The organism is Propionivibrio sp. (assembly GCF_049316945.1).
Taxonomy (GTDB): Bacteria; Pseudomonadota; Gammaproteobacteria; order Burkholderiales; family Rhodocyclaceae; genus Propionivibrio.
This window is the reverse complement of sequence record NZ_JBMOJE010000053.1, coordinates 13352-32458: the sequence shown is the minus strand read 5'-3', so window position 1 is coordinate 32458 and position 19107 is coordinate 13352. Positions and strand designations below refer to the sequence as shown.

The window sequence follows — 19107 nt, the reverse complement described above, 5'->3', positions numbered from 1 at the left end:
AATAGGCACTTCCACCTTGGCGAATGTCAGGCATTACCAACTCGGCGCTCTCAGGCGCAGGTCGAGGTGCCCGAGTCTGCCATCGATCCCGGTAGCGTCCTTCTGCTCCCGCGCATGGTTACCGAGCGCGACGTCCTGCGCTGCAAAACTGAGCGCCAGTGTCGGCGTTGGCGTCTTCGCCGCCGTGTCGAGGTCGAGGCGACCTGAGAACGGGATGCTGGCCAGCGTCGCGTTGATCGGCACCCGCACGCCGCTGGCGTCGGCGCGCAAAGCGAACTTTGCGTCGCGAATGTCGACGGGTAATCCGAGCCAGCGGCCGATGCTCAAATTGACATCGACGTCGAGCGGCACAAGATCGCGTAGCGGCAGCATCTGCTGCTGCAGCGCTGCGTAATCAAGAGTTTTGTCGGCTGCACCCTGACGGCTGGCAAAGAACGGGCGCAGGTCGAGGGTGCCGACGCCGAGCGCGCCGCTGACGCGCGGCCGGGCGCCGCCAAAGGCGAGTGTGAGTTGCCCGGCTAGCTCATTCGTCGCAGCCGTGTCGCGCAATTCAGCGAGAGTATCAACCGGCGCGAGCGCCACGGCACCGGCGCCGGTGCCGAAATCGAAGCGTGCTTCGCCCTTGCTCGCGTCGAGTGCGCCGCTGGCATGCAGTCGCATACCAGGTGCTTCGGGAAATTCGAAGTCGAGCGTGAACGGCCACGGCCCGGAGGCTTCCTGGAGCGGGCGGAGAGACCCGCCCTCGGCCGTCAGAACAAATGGAGACTGCTCGCCGATGCGGCCACGTACAGCCAGGCGCAGTGCCTGGTTCCAGCCTCCGCTCGCCGACAGTTCGTCCACATCGACGGAGTGGTGCGTCGCCGAGGGTGCATCGTGGTAGTCGATGGCCAGCCTGTGCAGCGTAATCTGCCCTACATCGATCGTGCGCCGCGAGCGATCCGAAGCACCCTGTTGCGCCAGCGCCCAGTTGTTGCGTCCGTCGCTTGCCCGCTCAAGCCACAGGCGAACATCGCTGGCCTCGATGCTGCGCAGGTGCAACTCGCCAAGCAGGGCGTCGAGCAGATCAATGCGGACGCGTGCCTCGGCGAGCGCAAGCAACTCCGGCGCGGTGAATGCGGACGGGTTGTGGATGCGCACCGCCCCAATGCGCAGTTCCGCCTCACGTCCCAGCGTCATCTCGAAAGGCCCCTCCAGGATGACCGGACGCCCGAGTGCAGCGGACACCCGCTCCGCGGACGCGTCGCGCCAGCGCGAAGCGTCGATCGTCACCCCGGTCACCGCCAAGGCGACGATGGCGATGAGCGCGACGAGCGCCACAGCAAGCGGCACACCGACGAGTGCCGTGATCGTGACCATTAACCAGCGCCAGCGGGTCATCGCAGCCGGTGCAGCGAATGCCGACAGGGAACGTGCTCAGGAAAAGACAGAAATTTCAATCCGGCAACCCAGAATAAATAAAAGCAGCCCAAAGTATCCTTGCCTTCCATTGCATGGTCAATGCCGGAACTCCGGCCTAGAGAAGCCGGACAATCCAATATGCTGCCCTAATCTCCACGTGCAGCGGCCATTAAAACACCGTCATTCCGGGCTTGACCCGGAATCCAGTTCGTTAATCAAACTGCTCTTTTAACATCTTAATCAGATGAACGAATCTGGATTCCGGCATTCGCCGGAATGATGATGTGGGGGTTTTTCAGCCACTTGCGATTCCAAAATATTTATTGTAATCGCCGGTCGAAAAAAAACGTCAGGAGGATAAAATACGTGTTCTGCATCCCACTGTCCGTGTTGAATGACTCTTCGAAACAGGAAAAAAATGAGCTCTGATACTAATTCAATGCACAAGACCTCTGTCCCGACCGGACCCGGCCCGCGTCGCAAACCCGTGCTGGTTGACCTCGCCCTGCAAGGCGGCGGCTCGCATGGCGCGTTCACCTGGGGCGTGCTCGACCGGCTGCTCGAAGAGTCGTGGCTCACCTTTGACGGCATCTCGGGCACGTCGGCGGGCGCCATGAACGCGGCGGTGATGGCCAGCGGCCATGCGCAAGGGGGCGCCAAAGGCGCGCGCATCGCACTCTCGGAATTCTGGAAGAAGGTATCGGACGCTTCGAAATTCAGCCCGTTCCGTCGCGGCCCGCTGGAAATACTGAGCGGCCAATGGACGCTCGAATATTCGCCGATGTTTCTTGCCGCCGAACTCGCGGCCCGCGTCTTTTCTCCCTACGACATCAACCCTGCCGGCTACAATCCGCTACGCCAGCTTTTGACCGAATCGGTCGACTTCGCCGCCCTGGCCAGTTCACCCATCCGTCTGTTCATTACTGCCACCAACGTGCATAGCGGGAGAGGGCATGTATTCCGCAATGCCGAGATCACACCGGATGTCCTGCTCGCCTCCGGCTGCCTGCCGACGATGTTCCAGGCGGTCGAGATCGACGGCGAGTTTTACTGGGACGGCGGTTACTCCGGCAACCCGACGATCACGCCGCTGGTTCGGGAATGTAAATCGCACGACACCATCCTGGTGCAGATCAATCCGATCAATCGCACCACCGTCCCGCGCTCCGCGCGCGACATCCTCGACCGCCTCAACGAAGTGTCTTTCAACTCGCCGCTGTTGAAGGAACTGCGCATGATCGCCCTGTTGCACAAGGTCGCCGACCCAGGCAAGGGCGAAGGGGCACTGTGGGCCGAGATGCGCATCCACCGCATCGCCACCGACGCGATGTCAGGATTTGGCGCCACTTCCAAGATGATTTCCGAGTGGCCTTTCCTTTGTGAACTGCGTGACCACGGGCGGCGCGCGGCAGAACTGTTCCTCGAAACGCACGGAAACGACCTCGGCAAGCAGTCCTCGCTCGATCTCGACGCCATGCTGGAGACGCTTTAAGCATGGGCTTGTTCGGCATCCTGCTCGGCCTCGGGCTGCTCGTGTGGCTGGCTTTTCGCGGCTGGAGCGTGCTCGGTCTGGCACCTGTCGCCGCGCTGATCGCCGCGGCTTTCTCGGGCGATCCGCTGCTTGCCAACTGGACCCAGACTTTCATGGGTTCGGCGGCAGGCTTCATCGCCCAGTTTTTTCCGCTGTTCCTGCTCGGTGCGCTGTTCGGCAAGCTGATGGACGACACCGGATCGGTCACGGCCATCGCGAATTTCATGACCGACAAGCTCGGACCTGCTCGTTCGGTACTGGCCGTGGTGCTGGCCGGCGCGCTCGTCACCTACGGCGGCGTCAGCCTGTTCGTCGCGATGTTCGTCATCGCACCGATGGGCCAGGCCCTGTTCCGCGCCGCCGAAATCCCCAACCGGCTGCTGCCGGCAGCAGTAATGCTGGGCACCACTACCTTCACCATGTCGGCACTACCGGGATCGCCGGCGATCCAGAACGCGATTCCGATGCCCTTTTTCGGCACCACGCCCTTCGCCGCGCCGGGGCTGGGTTTTATTGCGGCGGGCATCATGCTCGGCTTCGGGCTGTGGTGGCTGGCGCGCGCCGAAGCGGCTGCGCGCAGGGCCGGCGAAGGTTTCTCCGGTTCGGCTGCATCGGCGTCGAGCGCGGCGCACGACCCGCTGGTGCGCGAGCGTGCCACCGTAGCCCGTGAGTTCGACCCGGCAGAGATCGAGCACGGTGCGCACAGCACGCACTTGCCGGGCATCGGCATCGCCCTGTTGCCGCTGATCGTCGTCATGCTGGTCAACCTGACGATGTCGCTGCTGGTGCTGCCGCGTATTGACACGAGTTACCTGGCAGAACTGCGCTGGGGCGAAACCTCGCTGGCCAGCGTCGGCGGTGTGTGGTCGGTGATCGTCGCGCTGTCGGCGGCAATCCTCGTGCTGTTCGTCTTCAATCGCAGCCGTCTGCCGGCGCTGCGCGAAACGGTGGACGCCGGCCTCAATGCGTCGGCGCTGCCGGTGATAAGCGTGGCCAGTCTGGTCGGCTTCGGCGCCGTGGTCGCCTCGCTGCCCGCTTTCGAAATGGTCCGCGACTGGGTTCTCGGAATCGACGGCGGCCCGCTGGTCGGGCTGGCATTGGCCACCAACGTGTTGTCGGCACTCACCGGTTCTGCGTCTGGCGGACTGACCATCGCACTCGGCGCACTCGGTGAAACCTATATGCAACTCGCAGCGACCTACGGCATCGACCCGGCGCTGATGCACCGCGTGGCGGTGATCGGTGCCGGCTCGCTCGACAGCCTGCCGCACAACGGCGCCGTCGTGACCCTGCTCGCCGTCTGCGGCGCAACGCACAAGGAAAGCTACTTCGACATCGTGATGGTCGGCATTGTCGGCGCCTTGCTCGCGCTGGTTGTGGTCATTGCCCTCGGCTCCGCCTTCGGTTCGTTCTGACTTCGCCTGGACCGGTGTCGCAGCGCAATAACCGTCACGCCAAGGAAACGCCATGCTGAGCAAACTTGATCCCGCATCTCACTGGCTTGTCGGCCAGATCGCCGGCATCCATCTGTTTACCGTACTCGGAGGATTGATGATCGGCGCGGCGGCTGTGCTGCTCTACCTCGCCATCGGGCGAATTGCCGGCGTCAGCGGCATTTTCTTCAGCGGGCTGAATGAGGGCGGGCTGTGGCGCTGGCTGTTTCTCGGCGGCATTGTGGCCGGCGCCGGGCTGACAGCGCACTGGTTCCCCTCGCTGAACATCGTCAGCCGCCCGCATCCGGGGTTCTGGCTATTGATCGTGTCCGGCCTGCTGGTTGGCTGGGGAACCCGGCAAGGCAGTGGCTGCACCAGTGGACACGGGGTCTGTGGACTCGGTCGTCTGGCGCCGCGTTCGCTGGCGGCCGTTCTTGTCTTCATGGCTGCAGGCATTTTTACGGCGAGCCTGTTGCGCCACTGGCTGGGGGTGCCAGCATGAAAGCGAATCTTGCGGCACTGGCAGCAGGGATCCTGTTCGGCATGGGCTTGATGCTGTCGGGAATGACCAATCCCGGCGAGGTGCTGGGCTTCCTCGACTGGTCCGGTGTCTGGAGCCCTGACCTGATCGGCGTGCTGGGTAGCGCCGTCCTCGTCTCGCTGATCGGCTTTCAGTTTGCGCAACGCAAGGAGAAGCCGTGGTTTGCAGCAGAATTTCCGGCATTGCCCAAAAAATCCATTGACCGGCCACTGCTCATTGGCGCCATGCTCTTTGGCGTCGGCTGGGGGCTGGCTGGTTATTGTCCCGGGCCGGCGCTTGCCGTTCTGGCGCTGGGCAACGAAGAGGTGCTGGTCTTTCTCGGCGCCATGCTCTGCGGCGGGCTACTGCAACAATGGTGGGCGCGAAACCGGAATGACGGGTAAATCAGGGTGCTGCCTGCGATGGGTTCGCCAGCCTGAACAACGCAGCGGAATGACAACATGCCAGTTCCGTACCTGCCTCGATATCACCCGAACTCCAAGCCATCTCCGACCGCGCCTGCCTGTATGCGTACGGCAAGAGATAAGTGGGGTCAGCAGCGCACAGCATTTCACAAAAGAAAGAATGCGAAGCTGACCCTTTTAGCTCTCACTTTGAGCTCTCGTTTTAAATATTCACTTCGCCGGGCGAAAGACAGGTTGACCTGCTGAGTCGCCTGCAAGATCGCAGCATCGTGGCCCACGCAAAGTTCTGGGAAAGGCACGCGGGACTTTGATCGATGCGTGATTTTGCTGGTTAAGACTTTGAGCAGAATCCTGGCGATCATTACCTTGACGGTTCGCGCTTCAGTAAATACGGCTTAAACATCCGATTTCCTTTACTCTGCAATTGGCCTATACGACCCTGTAGGTCAGTTAGGAAACAACGAAAATACTTATCGTGTCAAAATGTATCCCCGTTGTGTTTTTCAATGCTTTCGGGGGAAAAAGAGGCTAGCTTAGCCCTGTTCTCAAGCAGTCCCTACCATCGACAATCTCGAAAAGTGACCATGTCCCAAGCCACCGCCTTTGAACAATTCCAGCAGTTCCTGTGGGAAATGTTCCAGTACGACAACAACGATCTGGATTTCGGCCTGTTCAAAGTGCTGCGCCTCAAGCGCAGCTACATCGAGCAGTTCATCAATGGTGCCGGCGAACAGGATTTGAAGCAGATCGTCCAGCGCGAACTGGCGGCGATTCGTTCGACCGAAAGCGAGGATGAGGGCGAATTGTTGGGCCACTACCTCGATGGTCTGGGCCAGAAAACCAAGAACGCCTGGGCCGCCCTGCGGCCCGAAGCGAATGACCCCGAAAATCAGGCCCGGCTCAAGAAAGCCGTTGAGGCGCTGGAGGAAGAGGATAAGCTCGCGGCCACCCAGCAGCGTCTGGATCGCTGGCTGGCCACGCAAAGACTCTCGATCAGCCACCTCGAAGCGCAGCTCTACAACTACCTGCTGAACTTTTTCGAGCTGTATTACCAGAACGGTGATTTTGGCTACAACAGCCGCGCCAGTAGCGCCTTCAAAGTGCCCTACGAAGCCGATTACGACGGTAGCGATACGCTGTTTCACTGGAAGCACAAAGACAGCTATTACATCAAAACCGGCGCCAGCTTTCCCGAAGTGAAGCTAGACGTGCTCGGGCAAAAAATCGTCTTTCGCCTGCAGGCTGGCGGGGAAGAAGGTGCCGAAAGCACGGCCCAGAACAACAACAAGGAAAGTGACATCAAGCACTACCGGCTGGCCGGCATTGCACAAGAACCCGCCGCCGACGATAGCTTTGCCTGGGTGTTGCGCTTCACGCTGGCCGGGGCCAGCACGCCGAAAGCCGAAATTTACCCGCAACTGTGGCAGGCCGCCTTGGCCAGCGTTGCCCACGCGCCGGCCGACATCGCCGCGTATCTGTTTGAAGGCACCGAAAACAAACCAATCTTCAACGATCTCGGCAAAGACCACGACAAAGCCGAAGGCGGGCAGATCAAAGGCATCAACCAGTTACGCCTGAACCAGGACAAGTATCTCGAAACCCTGGCCAAAAACCCCGTTTTCCGCGCGCTCGGCAACAATGCCGAAAGCCGCGTCGAAGCCTTGCGCAAAGACCCCGCAGCCCAGGCCGTTTACGCTATCGACAAGGCGCTCAACCGCTTCTATGTCGGGCAGGATGCCGACTACTTCATCCACAAAGACCTGTACGGCTTTCTCACCCGCGAGAAAGATCGCTTCATCAAGAATGTCATCTTCAGCGACCTGGAAACCCTGCTGGCACGCCAGACCGATCCGGCCACGCTGATCATCGCGCGCGGTTTCAATGCCGTCGCGGCGCGCATCATCGAGTTTCTCGACGTGCTCGAAACCTTCCAGCGCAACCTGTTTACGCTGAAGAAAAAAGTGGTCGATACGCACTGGCTGATTTCCGTCGGCAAGATCGACGCCGCCTTTTACCCCCGGCTGATCGCCAACCCGCACCTGCTCGCCTACTGGGCCAGCGAGTTCAAGTGCAGCGCAAGCAATGCCGAGGAGGTGGCCGCGCACCCCACGCTGGTGGTCGATACCAGCCTGTTCGCCAGTGCCGCCGAACGCCAACTGATCGATGAAATCATCGGCAGTTTCGACCGGCTCGACGAGCAGACCGACGGCCTGCTGATCCACTCCGAAAACTGGCAAGCGTTGAACCTGCTACAGGACAAGTTCCGCGAACGCATCCAGTGCATCTACATTGATCCGCCTTACAACACCGGTGGCGATGGGTTTTTGTACAAGGACAGTTTCCGGCATTCGAGTTGGGCGTCGATGATGTCTCAAGGCATGGGAGTCGCCGGGGCGCTCTTAAGTACGGAAGGGGTAATGTTTTCGTCGATCGACGAAAACGAGAAGCAATCTCTCAAATGTGTGGCTCGTGACAATTTTTCCGGATTGCCGGTTCATGAATTGATAAGAACAACCGGTACGCCAACGGCTCAAGGTACAACAGGACTAAGTAATACTTACGACTCTTTACTCCTGATGTGCAAAGTAGAGAGAGCACATCTATACGGTCTCCCTCTGACTGAAGACGACAAGCGTATTTATAACCAAGAAGACAGCAAAGGGCGCTACCTGACGCGCTTACTGCGCATGACGGGCGAGGAAGATCGCAGAGAGGACCGACCGGATATGTACTACGGCGTTCTGAACCCCGATGGCGCAAATGTTTTCCCTACTGGCCCCGGTGGGTACGAAAGTCGCTGGCGTTTAAGAAAAACCGAATACGACAATCGACTCCAAGAAGGACGAATTGAGTGGAAACTCACGACATCGCCAGATGACGAAGACGAGGAGCAGGATGAAGAAATACCTCGCTGGAAACCCTATTTAAAATTTCACATACCCTTGACAAAAACTGTACAAAATCTTTGGAATGACATTGAGGGAAACAAAAAGGGTAAGAGAGACCTAAAAAACGTTGTAGGACAGGTAAAAGGGCTCACTCCAAAACCGATTGGGCTAATCTGCAGAATCATTGAAGCAAGCACTCTTCCTGGGGACACGATTCTTGATTACTTTGGAGGAACTGCTACAACTGCCTGCGCAGTCATGCGCCTTAATTCTGCCAATGAAAGTCCTCGACGGAAATGGGTTATTTGCGATTCGGGTGAGGTAATTAAAATTGCAAGAGCACGTATCGAACGACTGATGTTTACGGTTAACTGGAAGGCTGGAAGCCCAATACAGAGTAACGAAAAAGGTATGATTGGCATAGTCAAAGTCCAGCGCCTCGAACAGTACGAAGACGTGATCGCCAACCTCGACACGGCCTGGAACGAAACCACCCTGCCCGAGGGCATTCCAGTAAGCTATCTGTTCCGCCCTGAACAGAACCGCATCCAGCTCACGCTGAACCTCAAGCGCCCGTTTGATAACCGCATTGGTGTTGGCCGGGCGCGTGAGAAGCAGCCCATCGACCTGCTGGAAAGCTGGGCTTATCTGCACGGTTACTGGCAGCGTTCGCGCCGGGTGTTCTCCGAGGACGGTCGCCGCTATGAGTGCCTGGAAACCGAGTGCGGCACGCTGGTGGTGCTGCGCGACATCTGCGAACCGGAGGATGACAGCGCGGCGTTAAAAGCGATTGCCGAGCGTTATGTCGATAGCGATGAGGATGGCAAGTCGACCTCGCGCCTGCGTCGGCTGGAGGTGAACTATTGGGCCAATCTGAAACTTGTCGAGGCGGCTTTGCCGGGTTTGCCGTGCTCCATCATCAACGCCCAGGATTTTGACCGGGGCGCGGAGTGGGTTTAGGCGATGCGTTTGAAGAGGGGCGATCCTCTGGAGGGCGCTCGAATAGGCGATCTGCAAGCAGGTAGGCCGGACAGCCAATGAATACGTCACTCTTCAGGTGCATGGCTTGTAGATCGCCGGTTCATGCGGTTTTCAGCCAATATGGGTTGCGGGCTTTGGGTGCGAAATTTGTAACTACTCAGCACCCCTCCCGTCATTCCCGCGCAGGCGGGAATCCATGCGGCAGAGGTTCGGAGATGGCCTTCTGGATTCCCGCCTGCGCGGGAATGACGAGTTTTTTGATGGGTGCCTGAGTAGTTACTGAAATTTAATAGGCGGACGATGGAACTGAAGCTTTACAAACGATTGAAAGCCGAGCTGCTGGGCTCGCTGGCGACGGCGGCGGAGAGCTTCAATCCGGCTTACCAGCAAGGGGTCGAGCGCCTGGCGCCGGAGGCGGAGAGCGGGCTGGCAGCGTGGGGGCGAAATGCCATCGCGGACTATTTACGCGAATACGCGCGCCTGACCAAGCCGGTTCGACTGCGCTATTACCAGGTGCTGGCGCTGTATTTTGCCGAGGCGGTTTTGCGCGGTCGTCGGGCGGGCGAGGCGGCACACAAGGACCGCAACATGCTGGCCTACTGGATGGCAACCGGCAGCGGTAAAACCTTGCTGATGCATCTGAATATCCTGCAATACATCGCGCATCTGGGCGGCGGTGAATTTTCGGCCGGGCTGCGCGCTTTCGACGAATTGCAGATCGTCCTCACTACGCCGGGGGTGAACCTGATCGAGCAACATCGGCGCGAGGTGATCCCGCTGGTCGATGCGCTCAACCGGCTGTGCGCCAACCGCATCAAGCTTACCGTGGAGTCGACCGGCAGCCTGTTGAATGCGGAGCGCGGCTTTTTCCGCATGCCCCCTTCGACGCGGGTGTTCCGCCTGGTGCTGGTCGATGAAGGCCATATCGGCCTGGCTTCGGGGGGCGCAACGGCCGGTGCTTTCAAGAAGCTGCGGCATGATCTTGCGGATTATCCGAACGCTTTTCTGTTCGAGTATTCGGCGACGTATCACGGCGTGGCCGAGCAGTATGTGCGCGATTACGAAGAGCAGATTGTCTTTGATTACAACTATTACCGTTTTTACAAGGACAGCTACGGCAAGGATTACAGCATTCAGACAATCGGTGCCGATCAGGTGGCGGCGACTGCCGAGGCCTGGGAGAACTTCGCACAAGCCTTCGCCACGCTGGCCGAAAAGCTAACGCTGCATCACGAACTGCGCACCACGGCGGCTGCCGGCCTGCCGTTTGCGGCGCAGTTTGCCGACAAGCCGCTGATTGCCTTCATGGGCAATACGGTGGAGGACAGCAAGAAGGAAGGGAGCGGCACCGGCGATGAGGTGTCCGACATCCGCAAGCTGCTGGCCTATCTGGCCAAATTGCCGGCCAGCGAGCGCGAGCGCTTTGCTCCGGTGTTCAATGCCCACACCAGCGGCCTGCTGACCCTGACCCGCTGCCCGGCGGTGGCCGATGAGATCTGGTTGTCGTGGGGCGATGGCGGTTACTGGGGCATCGTTAATGTGGGCAACGGCGACAAGTTTTATAACGATAGCGACGGCCACGCCGATTTGAAGGATGCCCACGGCCAGCCGCTGGTGCAACTGCGCAAGCGGCCCATCGTCGAGCGGGCCTGCCACTTCGCGGAAATCGACCGGCCCGGTTCGCCGATCAATGTGCTGATTGGTAGCCGCAAGTTTGCCGAGGGGTGGAACTGTTACCGCTTGTCGGTCATCGGCCTGATCAATCTGGGCAGCGGCAAGGGCAACAAGATCATCCAGATTTTCGGGCGCGGGGTACGGCTCAAAGGTTTGAAGGGCGACGGCAAGCGCCAGGCGCGCGAGCACCACGCCGACTATGCGGCACTAGTTGCCGAAGATACGCCGGCCAACCGCCTGCGCCGACTGGAAACGCTGAATATCTACAGCCTGAAGGCGACCTACCTGACGCGCTTTTTAGAGGCGATGAAGGGCGAAATCCCGCAATTCGTGCTCGAACGTACCGTGCCGGTGACGACACGGCCAGTGGCTATGGGGCCGGGCAAGGGGACGGAAGACTTTTCTGCTTACCAGGGCAAGCTGCCGGTGTTCAAGGTCGGGCGCGATAGCGATGAGCCGCGCCTGGTGGTAACGCGCCAGGCCGACGGGCAGTGGCGCTGGGGTGAGGAAGCGAATGAAGCGCTGGCCTGGAGCGGCGTACAACTCGATTACCGGCGCGATGCCGATAGCCCGGAACATGACTTGCGACAGGATTTGTACAACTGGCTGGCCGCCAAGAGCGGGGCCGGGGCGGTTGTTTCTTCTGCCGCGAGCTTTGGCCCCTCGGTCACGCTGGCTGAGACGCTGACCCGCGCTCTGGCTCAGCGTAACCTGCAATTGTTGTGGGAAGGCGGTGCCAATCAACGTCTGGCGACGGCGCTGGATTTGCTGAGTGTGATTGGCGGGCTGCTTTATCACCATCCCTTCGGCCAAACCTCGCTGGCCGTACGGGAAAACCTGGCCAACAAGGCCGTGGCCGACGCCGTGGCGCAACTGCATCACAAGCTGATTTACGACATCAACAAACGGCGCTACCGGTTTGGCGAGCCGCTGGTGCAGGCGGTGAAAAGCGCGCCGGGTATTGCCGGCGTGCCCGGCGATTTCATTGCGGAATATACGGTCAAGCTGGGCTTCAGGTCGGAGCCGGAGATGACGGCCTTTGACCTTCGTTACCCCAGCCCGATGCCGCTTACGCAGCTTGAGTTGCGCCTTGAAGAGCCGTGCCATCCTTACCAGCCGCATATCTACAAGCCGCTGTTGTTCAAGGATGATAAGGATGCTGGCCAGTCGGGCTTGAATTTCACCGATCTATCGATCAGCCCGGACGCGCTGAACCTCGGTGAGAGAAAATTCGTCGATGACTTGCACAACTATCTGAAAGACCCTGCGCGCCATAGCCGGGCGGCCAGGTATTCTTTCTATCTGATGCGTAACGTCGAAAGCCTGCGCTCGGTGGGTGTGTACCTGGACACCGAGGCGCGGGCTTATTTTCCGGATTTCGTGCTGTGGGTGGTCGGCAAGAATAAGACGACGACGATGTTGCTGATTGATCCGAAGGGCCAGTCCGGCATTCTCGACCTGAATTCGCTCTCGTCGGGTAGTAACGCCAAGGTGAAGCTGGCCCATAGCGGCCAGCTGCAGGAGTTGGCTCGCCAGCTTTCGGAAGCCATCACACCGCGCCGCGAGGTGTCGGTGCATTCATTCATCCTGCTGCGCGACAGTTCTCCCCTGGGAAAGCTGAAGGGCACGGTGGCTGACACGACGGAGCTGGCCATCATCGAAGATATGCAGCGCTGCAATGTGCTACGCCTCGATTGGGCTCGTCGCGATGAGTTGGGAAATTCGCGCCCGGTGCCAGAAGAACGCTGCTACCTGGAAAGAATGTTTGCGCTGGCAGGGGTTGGCTAGGCGTTTGAGCTTAAGGATAGGAAATCCAACGCGACGTCCGAAGGATAGGACGGCAACAGGGAACTGCAGTAATTCCCGGGTAACAGTACGAGGCCACATGGGTCCCGATAAATGGCGATAAATGGGGTCAGCATCGCACAGCATTTCTCAAAAGAAAGAATGCGAAGCTGACCCTTTTAGCTCGCTGGATGTTGACGAACATCGTGCGCCCGTCCGGGGTCAGTCCGATGCCGGTGATCTCGCAGCCGACCGGGCCGGTCAGGAAGCGCCGCACCTCGCCGGTGGCGGGATCGCAGGCCAGCATCTGGTTGTTGCCGAAGCCCTGCATCTCGCCCCTGTGCATCTCATTGGATGCCATATCGGTCTGTATCCACAGCACGCCGTGCGCTCCGTCCGGGCAAGCGAAGATGTCGCCGCGGACGTCGCCATGCGCCTCGGGCCGCGCGTTGGCCGGGGCGCCGGCTGTGACGCAGCCGGTAAGCCATGGTGCGAGCGCGCGACCGTCAGCGAGCCAACGCCGCCCAGCAGCACGACGCGCCGCGCCGGGTCCGAGATTTCGTGGATGGACGGGTTGGCGTTGAAGTTGATGTCTTCCATCCACTGAAAATCTTTGGCCATCAATCGAACCCTTGCGGCAGCGAAACTTTCTACTTCACTTCCGCGATGTTCCCCATCTTCCAAGAGCGGTCGAAGAACGCCTTGGTGGGCGAGTACCAGCGGAAGTAGGCGAAGAAGCCCTTCTTCGGGTTGGTCTGGATCCAGTTGGCCTCGGGGACGCCGTCGGGCTTCTTCGGGGAGAACACGAGGCGCACGGAACCGTCGCCGTTCTTGACGAGCGGCTGGCGGCTGTTGACCTCCGTCTTGCCCTGCGGATTCACGATCATGCAGCGCGTGTCGTTGTCGTAGAGCACGACCGACCAGAAGTTCAGCATCGGCACGTCCTTGGGCACGACCAGTTCGTAGGCCTTGCCGCCGTCCAGCCAGCGGCCGGCGTCGTCCTTGTAGGACGCGAGATACTGGATGCCGGCGTCGACGAGTTTCATCGTACTGGCCTCGGTGACCGTGATGGCCTCGTAGGTGTAGGCGGTCCGCGCATCGATCTCCATGTGGCTCTTGGCCATCTGGTCGAGCGGGCTCTGCATGAACAGGATGTACTGCCACTGGGACTTCGGATCGTCCGTCCAGTGCTTGACGGGATCGCGTTTCAGGAAGCTGTTGCCCATCGCCCAGGTTTCTCCGACGAGAGCCGCTTGCTCCAGGAGCTTCTTCTGCGCGTCGGTGGGGTTGAATGGCTTGCCCTTTTCGATGCCCAGGTTCTTGAGCCCTTGCAAGACGGCCATGTCGCGCTCTTCCACCGGATTGAGCTGGATCGCCTGGTGCACCACCTTCCAGTACTCAAGACCGCGCGGCTGGTGGCCCTCCCAGTTCCGGTTCGGCGCCTCGAAGACGCGGATCATCGACTTCTTGCCGAGGCCGTTGATCTTGTGGGCGTTGAGAATGCGCTGACCTTCCTTCGGATCCGGGGTCAGGATGCGGGTGCCGATCATGACCGTGTTGGTCTTGGAGGTGATCACGAAGTCTGCGCCGTGATTCGCCGGGACCTTGGTGCCCTCCAGCACGATCAGGAACTTGCCGCCCTTGCCGCGGTCCGGGCCGACCATGCCGGTATCCGAGACCGGCCGCTGCCAGACGTCGATGACCCCGCCGCCGGTCGGCCCGGGCGGCACCTCGTACATCAGCAGACCGCCGGTGTCGCTCAACTCTGCGAAGGTGATGACATAGGTCGTCGTGTCGTTCGCGGTGATGATTGGCAGCTTCTGTTCCGTGGTCCGGTACACGATCAGGTCGCCCGCCTTGCCACCGAGGGCGCCGAAGTGCGCGTTGCGCCACTGAATCATAGCCACGGACGGCACGAAGTGGATGTAGGCCTGCACGGCGCGCTGGTAGTCGACCTCCTCGCTAACGCGCTTGACAGTCGCGTCGGTCGGATAGCCGTTGGCTTCGAACTCGAGGACACCGGAGCGGGTTTCCTGACGGCCCTGCAACTGGGCGTTGGCGACGGGAATCCACGCGGCAAGCGCGCAGACACAGGCAATGACGAGAGGGTTCCGTACAGTCATGGTCGAGGTCCTTCCAAGTTGAGCATTCGTTCGTTCGGTGGTCGATGGCTATCGGCTCGGATCACAGCGGCCGGGCTCAGCGCTTCGTGATCGGCGGCGGCAGCCAGTCGCCGGTGAGGATCGGCGGACGCGGTGAGTAGTGCCGCGTCACGAGGTAGAAGCGCCCCTTGGGCGCGGGCAGCCAGTTCGCCCGCTCTTTCGGATCGGTCGGTTCCGCGTGCTGGAGGATGACCTCGAGCGCGCCGTCCTTCTCGTACACGATTCCCTTCGTGCGGTCACCGAACGAGTAGCGGTCGAGAGGATTGGGAACGAAGAGCTGGTTCTCGGCCGAGTACATCGTGACCGACCAGAAGCCATCGACCGGCGGCGGCGGCGAGAAGCGGAGGACGTAGCGGTTGTTGCCGTCGAGCGGCGCGCCGGCGCCATCGAAGAAGGCGACGTCGTAGGTGCTAATCTCCTTCGGATTCCAGAGCAGCCCGAGCATCGCAGCGCCAGCCGCGAACACGGGATCGCCGCTGATCCGCTTGTCGAGACGGGCGAGTTGCCAGTTGTTGACGATCGGCACGAGGCGCGGCATGCGCTCCGCAATGATCCGGTGCGCGTCCGCCGCCGCTCGTTCGAGGCCGCGTCGTGCCTGCGGTGAAAGTTTGTTCCAGTCGAACCCGGTGAAGGGATGCATCCCAAGCTCGCGCAGCCAGCCCGCCAAGGCGTCGTCCGATGGGTTTCCGAGGCGCGGCGAGAGCCGGAGCAGCGTGTTCAGGGTCGTGAAGTACGCCTTCGCATCGGTCAGCTCGGCTCGGGTGAAGCGCGGGAATTCGGCTGCATCGGGCCTGGGCCGGGCGACCGAGGCTGCGCCCCACTGGCTCAGCGGGACGAGCCGGAACTGCTTCTGCAACGCGACCGCTGCCGGCAGGTCCGGGTCGCCGTTCACGGCGATGCGGGGCAGCGTCCAGATGATCGGCGTGCCCATGTCGACCCGCTTCACACCCCCGGGCAGCACGCCCTGCCAGCCGGGCGCGCACAAGGCGAAGGCGCCGCCGCGCGCGCCGACGGTGTCCCACGACAAGCTGGCGTCGAAGTCGTGCCACATGTCGCTCACCGGCACCCAGTACTGCCGATCACCCATTGGCGGGATCACGAGAATGATCGGCTCCTTGCGCAGGTCGAGGAAGGCGCGCAAATAGATCGTGTCGTTGTTCGGGGTGATGACCCAATCATCCTTGCTCGTGATGAGACGATCGAATGCGAAGAACTCATTCAGCGTCCGGTCGTGGCCGCGTTTGGGGTCGAACGACGTTTCCCAAAGCGTCCGGTAGAGATCCATCATCGGAAAGCCGTTGATGTAGGTCTGAACCCCGATGGAGTAGGCGAGCGCCTCGTCCTGCGCGGGCTCGGTGGCTCGCGCCGGCGCCAACGCGGCGGTCGCGAACAAGAGGATTGTGACGAACTGAATTGCACAGCGTTGTGCGATCAACATGGATGGTTTCTCCCTGGAAGCGTGGTCGTTGAAAAATTGCGAAGCCAAACTGCCGCATGGCAAAAACAGGAAATCCAAATGGGCTGTCGGGAAGTATGGATGACACCGGGTGCGACGAAAAGTTGCGAAGCCAAACTGCCGCATGGCAAGGACAGGAAATCCCAATGGGCTGTCGGGGAGTTTGGTTGACACCGGGTGCGACGGGTAATCGCCAAGATTGGGCCGGCATGTGTCGCGATTTGCAGAAAGGCCCGCCGAATAGCACCCCAAGCAATGCCTGTTGCCTGTCTGGCGCCACGTTCGCTGGCGACCGTTTTTGTCTTCATGGCTGCCGGCATGAAAGTGAATCTCTCGGCACTGGCTACGGGGATACTGTTCGGCATGGGCTTGATGCTGTCGGGAATGAGCAATCCCAGATAAATGGAGTCAGCATCGCACAGCATTTCTCAAAAGAAAGAATGCGAAGCTGACCCTTTTAGCTTGATACCGGCGTCGGACTCTGGCTGAATCGCGCATGGTCGCCATGGACGGCGGCGCACTGGCCGTCGCAACGGGTTTCGTTGCCGGCGCCTTCGCTTTTCACGTTATGGGAGGCAGTGTTTACGAGATGCGCACGGTAGGCGCGCTGGTTCTCAGGCTTGGATTCTGGGTGGTCGTGGCAACCGTGGCCGTTCGCTCATTTCGCCGAACCCGGTGAGGTGAGCACGTCCGGGAAGCCCATTAACAGGCTATCTACAAAGACTAAATGCAGAACGCCATTCTGCGCAACTTCCAAGCTATCTCACAATTACAACGCCAGAAAATTCCGTCTCGCTACCGACATCAGCAGATAGAGAGTAACGGTTTGCGGTTCGGCGGATTGGCGGTTTTTCAGCCGGTCAGGCAGCTTGTGGTAATCCCACTCGTAACCCTCAAAACCCTTAGCCTCATCAACATCGAAAACCAGATAGAAGTCTTTTGGATGCTTACTCGGATACCCCAAATCCAGCATCGATTTTTTGGAGAGCACCCTCGGTCCCAACGTGCGTACCTTGAATAGAGTCGAGCTAGCGACCTTGTAGCTGTGTAGCAATAGGTACTGCGCACCAGAAACAGGGGGACAGACCAACTAATTGCACTCAAACATCAATACCGACCAGAACTAGCGGCACTGATGGTACTCCACGTCCATTGCGGATCACGTTGTAAAACTCGCCCTCGTAGTAGGCAACGCCTGAACTCATTTGAGCCTGTAGGGTTTTCATAGGCAAGATTTCAATACCAACATCGATTTCGTCTCGGACATAAAACGCCAAGTGTTTCACAAACAGGTCATAGGCCACAAAGGAATATTTGCCAAACTGCACTTCAATCGCTACCCGATCTTTGACAAAATCAGTCTGGTTGTAGCTCGCAATAGGTAATTCACCAGCATCAAGAATTTCCTTCTTTTGTTCTGCAGCGCTCATTGTAAGTGTCTTGCGAATCAATTTTTCGTTGCGCGTCACCCAATAACTCACCCGACTTTCTGCCCAACCAACCCCATTTAAGGATTGTTTGAAAGCGGCATTCATATCAATAGGGCTGTACAACAATTTATCCAAGGTTCGTTTTTCCTTGGATACTTTGGTGCGGCATGCTTTGGCATCAACAGAAGCGATTACACGCTTGATTTCAGTCCAAAGCTTTGGCCGATGCACCATCAAAAATTCCAAACCATTGAGGTGGGAATAGGTCTCAGCGATCTTCATGAATTACCGTATCGTAAAGTGCACGTTCCTGAACGAGTTTGAGCTGCTGAGATACTACCTCTGGCGTTTTCCAGTGATTAGTGCTGAGAGATCGCCCTGCTAATTCCGGATCGAAAACCGGCTTATGCATCGGTCGTGTGACCAGCCGACCGGCTAATTGCTCGTGCACCCTGTCCTGGGATATTTTTACGTAATCGGCTGCCAGTTCAGCCCCCATGCCTCGCCGACCTTGCCTAAGCGCCGCAATGACTGAAGTTCCTGACCCCAGAAAAGGATCAAACACCCAGTCATCCTCATCGGTTAACGCCAAGACAAACCGCTCCACCAATTCAACAGGAAACTGGCACGGATGTGCCGTTTTTTCGACATGGTTGCTTTTGACGTTTGGAATAATCCAAACGTCCCCCGGATTCTTGCCCAAAGGGTTTCCAGACAACTCACCGGATTTTGGCCCTTTAAAGTGGCGCTTACCCGGGTACTTTTGAGGAACACGCACCGGGTCAAGATTGAACTTGTAGTCCTGGGTCTTGGTAAACCACAACACTGTTTCATACCGACCTGAAAAGCGATTTGAGCAATGAAGTCCATGCTCAAAATGCCAAACAATTCGGTTGCGCAGTTGAAGCCCCAATTGTTGAAAAATCGGGTACAACACAATGTCAAGCGGAATGATTTGCCCCTTATCCACAAAATTCCCGACTTGCCAGCAAATGCTGCCTGAAGGTGCCAATACCTTGACACAAGACTCAATAATTTCTGACTGCTGTGCCACATAATCCTTCAGGCTCAGTTTTTTTTCGTAGGGCTTGCCAATATTGTAGGGAGGAGAAGTCACTACCAGTTGAATTGACTCGACAGGAACATCCTTCATCAGAGCCAAACAATCTCCCGCGTAAACAACCGCACGGGCATCTTGTGCATAGTCAGCGGCAATCATCCGTTCATTCCTTTAAGTTAACAATGTCAGTCTGCCACACCACTTGATACGAAACAAAGGATAGGAAATCCAACGCGACGTCCGGGAGCAAGGGAAACAGGGGACAGACCACGGTTTCTGGTTCTCAGTGCAGAAAAACAGGAAACCGTGGTCTGTCCCCTGTTGTTCCACGTTCCAAGAATTCGCGCAAATACGGTATGAGCGC

The 19107-nt window shown here is 59.1% G+C and carries 15 protein-coding genes; 8 read left to right on the top strand and 7 right to left on the bottom strand.

Features of this window, described 5'->3' with window-relative positions:
- Positions 1 to 33: 33 nt before the first annotated feature.
- On the bottom strand, positions 34 to 1356 hold the full coding sequence (locus ACOYNV_RS13390; RefSeq protein WP_422900283.1) for an AsmA family protein: 1323 nt from the start codon (positions 1354 to 1356) through the stop codon (positions 34 to 36).
- A 460-nt stretch (positions 1357 to 1816) separates the two neighbouring features.
- Here ACOYNV_RS13390 and ACOYNV_RS13385 point away from each other — a divergent pair, with 460 nt between their 5' ends.
- From ACOYNV_RS13385 to ACOYNV_RS13360, 6 genes are all read left to right on the top strand, one after another.
- Positions 1817 to 2890 carry a patatin-like phospholipase family protein gene (locus ACOYNV_RS13385; RefSeq protein ID WP_422900282.1) on the top strand — a complete coding sequence of 358 codons (1074 nt, stop codon included), beginning with the start codon at positions 1817 to 1819 and terminating at the stop codon, positions 2888 to 2890.
- 2 nt (positions 2891 to 2892) lie between these two features.
- On the top strand, positions 2893 to 4344 hold the full coding sequence (locus tag ACOYNV_RS13380) for a GntP family permease (RefSeq protein ID WP_422900281.1): 1452 nt from the start codon (positions 2893 to 2895) through the stop codon (positions 4342 to 4344).
- A gap of 52 nt (positions 4345 to 4396) precedes the next feature.
- A complete protein-coding gene (locus ACOYNV_RS13375) occupies positions 4397 to 4864 on the top strand; it encodes a YeeE/YedE family protein (protein WP_422900280.1) in 468 nt (155 codons plus the stop codon).
- Positions 4861 to 5286: a DUF6691 family protein gene (locus ACOYNV_RS13370; RefSeq protein WP_422900279.1), complete on the top strand. Its 426-nt coding sequence runs from the start codon at positions 4861 to 4863 to the stop codon at positions 5284 to 5286. The genes ACOYNV_RS13375 and ACOYNV_RS13370 overlap by 4 nt, the downstream gene beginning before the upstream one ends.
- Before the next feature lie 605 nt (positions 5287 to 5891).
- Complete coding sequence (locus ACOYNV_RS13365) at positions 5892 to 9155, top strand: site-specific DNA-methyltransferase (protein ID WP_422900278.1); 3264 nt, start codon at positions 5892 to 5894, stop codon at positions 9153 to 9155.
- 321 nt (positions 9156 to 9476) lie between these two features.
- Positions 9477 to 12638 carry a DEAD/DEAH box helicase family protein gene (locus ACOYNV_RS13360; protein ID WP_422900277.1) on the top strand — a complete coding sequence of 1054 codons (3162 nt, stop codon included), beginning with the start codon at positions 9477 to 9479 and terminating at the stop codon, positions 12636 to 12638.
- Between the two features lie 127 nt (positions 12639 to 12765).
- On the opposite strand, the gene ACOYNV_RS13355 is transcribed toward ACOYNV_RS13360, so the two are convergent.
- From ACOYNV_RS13355 to ACOYNV_RS13345, 3 genes are all read right to left on the bottom strand, one after another.
- Positions 12766 to 13239 carry an alkaline phosphatase PhoX gene (locus ACOYNV_RS13355; protein WP_422900276.1) on the bottom strand — a complete coding sequence of 158 codons (474 nt, stop codon included), beginning with the start codon at positions 13237 to 13239 and terminating at the stop codon, positions 12766 to 12768.
- 46 nt (positions 13240 to 13285) lie between these two features.
- Positions 13286 to 14758, bottom strand: coding sequence for a DUF1214 domain-containing protein (locus ACOYNV_RS13350; RefSeq protein WP_422900275.1), 1473 nt, complete (start codon positions 14756 to 14758; stop codon positions 13286 to 13288).
- Positions 14759 to 14834: 76 nt separating this feature from the next.
- Entirely contained in the window at positions 14835 to 16235 is a 1401-nt protein-coding gene (locus ACOYNV_RS13345) for a DUF1254 domain-containing protein (protein WP_422900274.1), read from the bottom strand.
- Positions 16236 to 16508: 273 nt separating this feature from the next.
- Between ACOYNV_RS13345 and ACOYNV_RS13340 the strand changes: the two genes are divergently transcribed.
- Both ACOYNV_RS13340 and ACOYNV_RS13335 read left to right on the top strand, forming a co-directional pair.
- Positions 16509 to 16655: a hypothetical protein gene (locus ACOYNV_RS13340; RefSeq protein ID WP_422900273.1), complete on the top strand. Its 147-nt coding sequence runs from the start codon at positions 16509 to 16511 to the stop codon at positions 16653 to 16655.
- 94 nt (positions 16656 to 16749) lie between these two features.
- Positions 16750 to 16932 carry a hypothetical protein gene (locus ACOYNV_RS13335; RefSeq protein WP_422900272.1) on the top strand — a complete coding sequence of 61 codons (183 nt, stop codon included), beginning with the start codon at positions 16750 to 16752 and terminating at the stop codon, positions 16930 to 16932.
- A gap of 90 nt (positions 16933 to 17022) precedes the next feature.
- On the opposite strand, the gene ACOYNV_RS13330 is transcribed toward ACOYNV_RS13335, so the two are convergent.
- From ACOYNV_RS13330 to ACOYNV_RS13320, 3 genes are all read right to left on the bottom strand, one after another.
- Entirely contained in the window at positions 17023 to 17244 is a 222-nt protein-coding gene (locus ACOYNV_RS13330; RefSeq protein ID WP_422900271.1) for a hypothetical protein, read from the bottom strand.
- 109 nt (positions 17245 to 17353) lie between these two features.
- A complete protein-coding gene (locus tag ACOYNV_RS13325) occupies positions 17354 to 17965 on the bottom strand; it encodes a BglII/BstYI family type II restriction endonuclease (protein ID WP_422900270.1) in 612 nt (203 codons plus the stop codon).
- The gene (locus tag ACOYNV_RS13320) at positions 17952 to 18902 is read right to left on the bottom strand and encodes a DNA-methyltransferase (protein WP_422900269.1); all 951 of its coding nucleotides are present in this window, start codon (positions 18900 to 18902) and stop codon (positions 17952 to 17954) included. The genes ACOYNV_RS13325 and ACOYNV_RS13320 overlap by 14 nt, the downstream gene beginning before the upstream one ends.
- Positions 18903 to 19107 lie beyond the last annotated feature (205 nt).

Coding starts and splice junctions, on each gene's coding strand:
- ACOYNV_RS13390 (WP_422900283.1), bottom strand. CDS start 1,356: ATGGTCACGATCACGGCACTCGTCGGTGTGCCGCTTGCTGTGGCGCTC.
- ACOYNV_RS13385 (WP_422900282.1), top strand. CDS start 1,817: ATGAGCTCTGATACTAATTCAATGCACAAGACCTCTGTCCCGACCGGA.
- ACOYNV_RS13380 (WP_422900281.1), top strand. CDS start 2,893: ATGGGCTTGTTCGGCATCCTGCTCGGCCTCGGGCTGCTCGTGTGGCTG.
- ACOYNV_RS13375 (WP_422900280.1), top strand. CDS start 4,397: ATGCTGAGCAAACTTGATCCCGCATCTCACTGGCTTGTCGGCCAGATC.
- ACOYNV_RS13370 (WP_422900279.1), top strand. CDS start 4,861: ATGAAAGCGAATCTTGCGGCACTGGCAGCAGGGATCCTGTTCGGCATG.
- ACOYNV_RS13365 (WP_422900278.1), top strand. CDS start 5,892: ATGTCCCAAGCCACCGCCTTTGAACAATTCCAGCAGTTCCTGTGGGAA.
- ACOYNV_RS13360 (WP_422900277.1), top strand. CDS start 9,477: ATGGAACTGAAGCTTTACAAACGATTGAAAGCCGAGCTGCTGGGCTCG.
- ACOYNV_RS13350 (WP_422900275.1), bottom strand. CDS start 14,758: ATGACTGTACGGAACCCTCTCGTCATTGCCTGTGTCTGCGCGCTTGCC.
- ACOYNV_RS13345 (WP_422900274.1), bottom strand. CDS start 16,235: ATGTTGATCGCACAACGCTGTGCAATTCAGTTCGTCACAATCCTCTTG.
- ACOYNV_RS13340 (WP_422900273.1), top strand. CDS start 16,509: ATGCCTGTTGCCTGTCTGGCGCCACGTTCGCTGGCGACCGTTTTTGTC.
- ACOYNV_RS13335 (WP_422900272.1), top strand. CDS start 16,750: ATGGTCGCCATGGACGGCGGCGCACTGGCCGTCGCAACGGGTTTCGTT.
- ACOYNV_RS13325 (WP_422900270.1), bottom strand. CDS start 17,965: ATGAAGATCGCTGAGACCTATTCCCACCTCAATGGTTTGGAATTTTTG.
- ACOYNV_RS13320 (WP_422900269.1), bottom strand. CDS start 18,902: ATGATTGCCGCTGACTATGCACAAGATGCCCGTGCGGTTGTTTACGCG.